Origin of the sequence: Microbacterium sp., assembly GCF_031178525.1 — a bacterium.
In the GTDB taxonomy this organism is placed as follows: Bacteria; Actinomycetota; Actinomycetes; order Actinomycetales; family Microbacteriaceae; genus Microbacterium.
Window position 1 is genome coordinate 1 of record NZ_JAPSJA010000165.1, and the last position, 5,434, is coordinate 5,434.

Consider the following 5,434-nt stretch of genomic DNA (forward strand, 5'->3'; position numbering starts at 1 on the left):
GGCGCTGCACATCCGCCCTCGCGCGGTCCGCTAGCTTTGCGTTGCGATCACGCGGTGTGACGCTCAGGACCGGAAGGCAATGAGGTCGATTCATGAAACGGATTCTCACGCTAGCGGCGATCGCCACTCTGGCGGTCGTCGGCATCCCCTCCGTCGCCGCGGCGCACGGCGACCGGGGCTGCCCGGCACCGGCGGCACAGCAGAGCGCCGTGTCGGCGGCGGTCGCCGACGGTCTGGACACCCGGTCCTGCGACGCCGTGACGACCGTCCGCGAGGACGGGGTGGGCGTCGAGATCCCCGAGGCCGGTTACGGAGTCGTCGCGATCGCGATCGGGGACGATGGAACCGAGACCGCCCTCACGGTCACCACGAGCCCGGACGGCGTCGTCGACGTGGAGACGCAGGAGCATGCCGCCACGGGGGACGAGGGCGTCGAGACGGAAGGACACGCGGCCACGACCAGCGCCACGACGACCGCGACGGTGAACCGCTGCAGCGACACGTCGCACGCACTTCTCGGAGGCAAGTGGTTCTCGACGCCGACGTTCATGGTCAACAGCACCGAACGGCGCCCGAGCAACATCAGCGAGGCCAACTGGGAGATCGTCGTGGGCGACGCCCTCAGGACGATCACGACGGGCGCGGACGGCTGCAGTCTGTCGCCGACGCCCTCCGCGACCGGCGTCACCAGGATGAACCAGCTCGGCGACGCCAACATCAGTTCGACCAACACCTGCACCTCGACCGACTCCGTCAGCGTCGTCGACTTCGGCAGCCTCAGCGGCACCCCGCTCGCGCTCACGTGCGTGTCGTTCGTCTTCGGCACCGACCAGATCCGGGCGGCGGACCTGCGCATCGACAACAGCAACGTCAGCTGGGTGACGTCGGTCTCCGGCTGCACCGGCACGAAGTACGACCTGCGGTCCACGCTGACGCACGAGTTCGGTCACGCCTTCGGGCTCGGCCACGCCGTCGAGCGCGGCGGTAACGACCTGACGATGAGCCCGTCCGTCACCGCCTGCAACTCCTCGGCCCGCTACCTCGGCCTAGGCGACCTGCGGGGCCTGCTCGCGCTGTACCCGAACTGACGCCGTCGCCGGAGGGGCACCGTGCGGCGCCCCTCCGGCGAGAGGCTCAGACCAGGCGCTGCTTGGGCGAGACGCTGTAGGTGTCCTCGGGGTCGGTGTTCGCGACGCCCCCGAGCGCCTCGTCGATCGCCGTCATCACGTCCGCCTCGAGCTTCACGCCCGACGCCTTGACCGTGTCGGCGAGCTGCTCGGGGCGCGAGGCGCCGACGAGGGCAGCGGCGACGTTGGGATTCTGCAGCACCCACGCGATCGCGAGCTGCGGCATCGTCAGCCCGGCCTGCTCGGCGATCGGCTTGACCTTCTGCACCGCCTCGAGCACCTCGTCGCGCAGGAGCCGCTTGATGAAGCCCGCGCCGCTCTTCTCGTCGGTCGCGCGGCTGCCCTCCGGCACGGGCTGTCCGGGCAGGTACTTGCCGCTCAGCACGCCCTGCGCCATGGGCGAGAACACGATCTGCGAGATGCCGAGCTCCTCGGACGCGGGCACGACCTTGCCCTCGATCACGCGGTGCAGCATCGAGTACTGCGGCTGGTTCGACACGAGCTGGAAGCCCAGCTGCTTCGCGAGCGCGTGGCCCTCCCGCAGCTGCTCGGCGGTCCACTCGGACACGCCGATGTAGAGCGCCTTGCCCTGGCGCACGATGTCGGCGAAGGCCTGCATCGTCTCCTCGAGCGGCGTCTCGTAGTCGTAGCGGTGGGCCTGGAACAGGTCGACGTACTCGACGTTCAGGCGACGCAGCGATCCGTGGATCCCGTCCATGATGTGCTTGCGCGACAGGCCGTGGTCGTTCGGGCCCTTGGGTCCGATCGGGAAGTAGACCTTCGTGAAGATCTCGAGGCTCTCGCGGCGCTGTCCCTTCAGCGCCTCGGCGAGCACCTCCTCCGCGGCGGTGTTCGCGTACGTGTCGGCGGTGTCGAACGTCGTGATGCCGGCGTCGAGCGCCGCGTGCACCGTGGCGATCGCGGCGTCGTTCTCGACCTGCGATGCGTGCGTCACCCAGTTGCCGTAGGTGATCTCCGAGACCTTGAACCCGCTGTTGCCGAGGTAGCGATAGTTGACCATGCCCTCACGCTATCGGCGGCGGGGCGCTTCGCGGGTCGCTGCGCGGGCATCCGCCCACCCGGGCTGCCGCACGGGCCGCGCGAAGCCGCACCAAACCACATGGTCTGACCGAAACCACATGGTTCTCCACGTCCGCCCCGTGTGGTCTCGTTCACACCATGTGGTTTGGGCCCGCGGGAGGTGGCACGCAGCCGGGAGGTGGGGCGGCGGGGTCAGGCGGTGGCCGCCGCGGCGGCCTGGTCCTCTTCCGTGGCGACCAGCTGGCCGCAGGCGCCGTCGATCGCCTTGCCGCGCGTATCGCGGATCGTGGTGGGCACTCCCGCCTCGTTGAGCCGGCGCACGAACTCGCGCTGCACCGACTTCTCCGAGGCGTCCCACACGGATCCGGGCGTCGGGTTCAGCGGGATCGGGTTGACGTGCACCCAGCCGCGGCCGCGGGCGTTGAGCTTCTCGGCCAGCAGGTCGGCGCGCCACGGGTGGTCGTTCATGTCGCGGATCAGCGCGTACTCGATCGACACGCGGCGGCCGGTCTTCTCGAAGTAGCCGCGCGCGGCATCCAGCACCTCGTCGACCTTCCAGCGCGAGTTGACCGGGATCAGCTCGTCGCGCAGCTCGTCGTCGGGGGCATGCAGCGACAGGGCGAACGTGACAGGGATGTCCTCGTCGGCGAGCTTGCGGATGGCCGGCGCGAGGCCGACGGTCGAGACCGTGATGCCGCGCGCGCTCATGCCGAGGCCGTCCTTCTTGTCGACCATGGTGCGGACGGCGTGCATCACGCGCGCGTAGTTCGCCAGCGGCTCGCCCATGCCCATGAACACGATGTTCGTGACGCGCTCGTCCGGGTGCTCGCGGCGGCCCAGCTCGCCCTGGGCGATCGCGCGGTTGGCGCGCACGATCTGGTCGATGATCTCGGCCGAGGACATGTTGCGCGTCAGACCCGCCTGGCCGGTCGCGCAGAACGGGCAGTTCATGCCGCAGCCGGCCTGCGACGAGACACACAGGGTGATGCGGCCGGGGTAGCGCATCAGGACCGACTCGACCAGCGCGCCGTCGTGCAGGCGCCACAGGAACTTGATCGTGTCGCCGTTGTCGGTCTGCAGCCGGCGGACCTCGGTGAGCAGGTTCGGCAGCATGCCGCCGACGAGCTCCTCGCGACCCGCGGCCGGCAGGTCGGTCATGTCGGCGGGATCGCTCGTCCAGTGCTGGAAGTAGTGCTTCGCGAGCTGCTTGGCGCGGAAGCCGGGCAGCCCCAGCTCCTTGACCTTCTCGACGCGCTGCTCCGTCGTCAGGTCGGCGAGGTGCACGGGCGGCTTGCCGCGCTTGGGGCTCGCGAACTGCAGCAGCGGGCGGCCGGACTCGTCCTTCTGCTGCTGCCAGCCCTCGGTCTGCGGCCGGACCTGCCGCGTGCCGGTGGCGCGGACGGGGGTGTTCGCGGGGCGCGCGGGCGTGTCGGTCATGCTCCCAGGCTAGCGACGGCTCCTGCGAGCGCGCTGGTGCGCATCGCGACGGGCGCTCCGCGCTCAACCGGCGAGGGGGATGTCCACCCAGCCCGCACCGGCCGCCGCCGAGCGCTCGACGGCGTCGAGCACCCGCTGCACGTACAGGCCGTCCTCGTACGACGGGGACGGCGCCGTGCCAGCGGCCACGGCGCGCGCGAACTCCACCACCTCGTGCGTGAAGGTGTGCTCGTAGCCGAGGCCGTGCCCGGGCGGCCACCAGGCCTCGAGGTAGGGATGCTCGGGCTCGGTGGCGAGGATCCGGCGGAACCCGGCTTCGGCGCCGGGAAGCGTGTGGTCGTGGAACTCGAACTCGTTCATGCGCTCGAAGTCGAACGCGACAGAGCCGCGCGAGCCGTTGATCTCGATGCGGATCGCGTTCTTGCGGCCGGCGGCGAAGCGCGTGGCCTCGAACGTGGCGAGGGCTCCGCCCTCCGTGCGTGCGATGAACACGGCCGCATCGTCCACGTCCACCGCTCCCGTGCCCGCTCCGGCGACAGCCGCCAGAGAACCGGAGGACGCGACCAGCGGCCGCTCCCGGACGAACGTCTCGGTCAGCGCGCTGACGCCGGCGAGCCGCTGTCCCGTGAGGAAGGCGGCCAGGTCGATGATGTGCGCGCCGATGTCGCCGAGGGCGCCCGAGCCCGCCTTCTCGCGCTGCAGGCGCCACACGAGGGGGAACTGCTCGTCGACGATCCAGTCCTGCAGGTACGTCGCGCGGATGTGCCGGATGGTGCCGATGCGGCCGTCGGCGATGAGCCGGCGCATGGCGCCGAGCGCGGGCGCGCCGCGGTAGCTGAAGCCCACCATCGACTGCACCCCGTTCGCGCGCGCCTCGGCGGCGACCGCGGCCATCGCCTGCGCCTCGCCGAGAGAGTTCGCGAGCGGCTTCTCGCACAGCACATGCTTCCCCGCGGCGAGCGCGGCATCGGAGATCTCGGCGTGCAGATCGCCGGGCACGCAGATGTCGATCGCGTCGATGTCCGGATCCGCGATCGCTTCGCGCCAGTCGGTGCTCCAGCGGGGGATGTCGAACGTGTGCGCGAACTTCTCGACGGCCGCCGCGTCGCGGCCGACCACCAGGTCGACCTCCGCCGACACGTCGAAGAAGCGGGGGGCCGTCTGCCACGCCTGCGCGTGGATCCTCCCCATGAACGAGTAGCCGATGAGGGCGACGCGGAGCGCGGGTGCGTGGTGCATGGTGATCAGACCAGTTCCGTGAGCGGGACAGGGACGGGGCGGTCGCACGTGCTGGCGACCTCGACGGCGCGACCTTCGTGCGCGGCGCGGATGAGGGACTCCATGACGTCGAGCACATGGAAGGCGAGCTCGCCGCTCGCGCGCGGCGCACCTGCGGTGGCGACGAAGTCCTGCAGCGCGATGCCGCGACCGCCGCCCGCGTAGCCGCCCGACGGGGGCAGGACGATCCAGCCGTCCCCGCTCAGCAGGTTCACCTCGACGTCGCCGTCGAAGTGATTGGGGTCCGGCACCACCATGGATCCGGCGGTGCCGTGGATCTCGATCCGGGACGCCCGCGTGGCCACGGCGTCGAAGGACATCACGAGTGTCGACAGCACGCCGGATTCGTGTGTGAGCACGCCGGTGACGTGGGTGTCGACATCGACGCGGATGGTCTCGCCCGCGCGCGGGCCGGATCCGATCGTGCGCTGGTCGCGCAGGCTGCTCGCGGCGCCGACGACCGAGACCACCGGGCCGAGGAGGGTCACGAGCGCGGAGACGTAATAGGGGCCCATGTCGAACAGCGGGCCGCCACCGTGCTGGTAGTAGAA

General features: G+C 70.8%; 5 protein-coding genes. 1 reads left to right on the plus strand and 4 read right to left on the minus strand.

What is annotated here, in order from left to right:
• Positions 1–92 precede the first annotated feature (92 nt).
• Positions 93–1,088, plus strand: a complete 996-nt coding sequence (locus tag RIF89_RS10460; protein WP_309069050.1) for a matrixin family metalloprotease — start codon at positions 93–95, stop codon at positions 1,086–1,088.
• A gap of 46 nt (positions 1,089–1,134) precedes the next feature.
• Here the strand turns inward: RIF89_RS10460 and RIF89_RS10465 are convergent, their stop codons facing one another.
• The 4 genes from RIF89_RS10465 to RIF89_RS10480 all read right to left on the minus strand — a co-directional run.
• Positions 1,135–2,148: an aldo/keto reductase family protein gene (locus tag RIF89_RS10465; protein WP_309069051.1), complete on the minus strand. Its 1,014-nt coding sequence runs from the start codon at positions 2,146–2,148 to the stop codon at positions 1,135–1,137.
• A 212-nt stretch (positions 2,149–2,360) separates the two neighbouring features.
• Positions 2,361–3,605, minus strand: a complete 1,245-nt coding sequence (gene rlmN, locus RIF89_RS10470; RefSeq protein WP_309069052.1) for a 23S rRNA (adenine(2503)-C(2))-methyltransferase RlmN — start codon at positions 3,603–3,605, stop codon at positions 2,361–2,363.
• A gap of 63 nt (positions 3,606–3,668) precedes the next feature.
• Positions 3,669–4,844 carry a Gfo/Idh/MocA family oxidoreductase gene (locus RIF89_RS10475; RefSeq protein WP_309069053.1) on the minus strand — a complete coding sequence of 392 codons (1,176 nt, stop codon included), beginning with the start codon at positions 4,842–4,844 and terminating at the stop codon, positions 3,669–3,671.
• 5 nt (positions 4,845–4,849) lie between these two features.
• The coding region (locus RIF89_RS10480) for a Gfo/Idh/MocA family oxidoreductase (RefSeq protein WP_309069054.1) at positions 4,850–5,434 on the minus strand (585 nt) is incomplete at its 5' end.

Coding starts and splice junctions, on each gene's coding strand:
- RIF89_RS10460 (WP_309069050.1), top strand. CDS start 93: ATGAAACGGATTCTCACGCTAGCGGCGATCGCCACTCTGGCGGTCGTC.
- RIF89_RS10475 (WP_309069053.1), bottom strand. CDS start 4,844: ATGCACCACGCACCCGCGCTCCGCGTCGCCCTCATCGGCTACTCGTTC.
- RIF89_RS10465 (WP_309069051.1), bottom strand. CDS start 2,148: ATGGTCAACTATCGCTACCTCGGCAACAGCGGGTTCAAGGTCTCGGAG.
- rlmN (WP_309069052.1), bottom strand. CDS start 3,605: ATGACCGACACGCCCGCGCGCCCCGCGAACACCCCCGTCCGCGCCACC.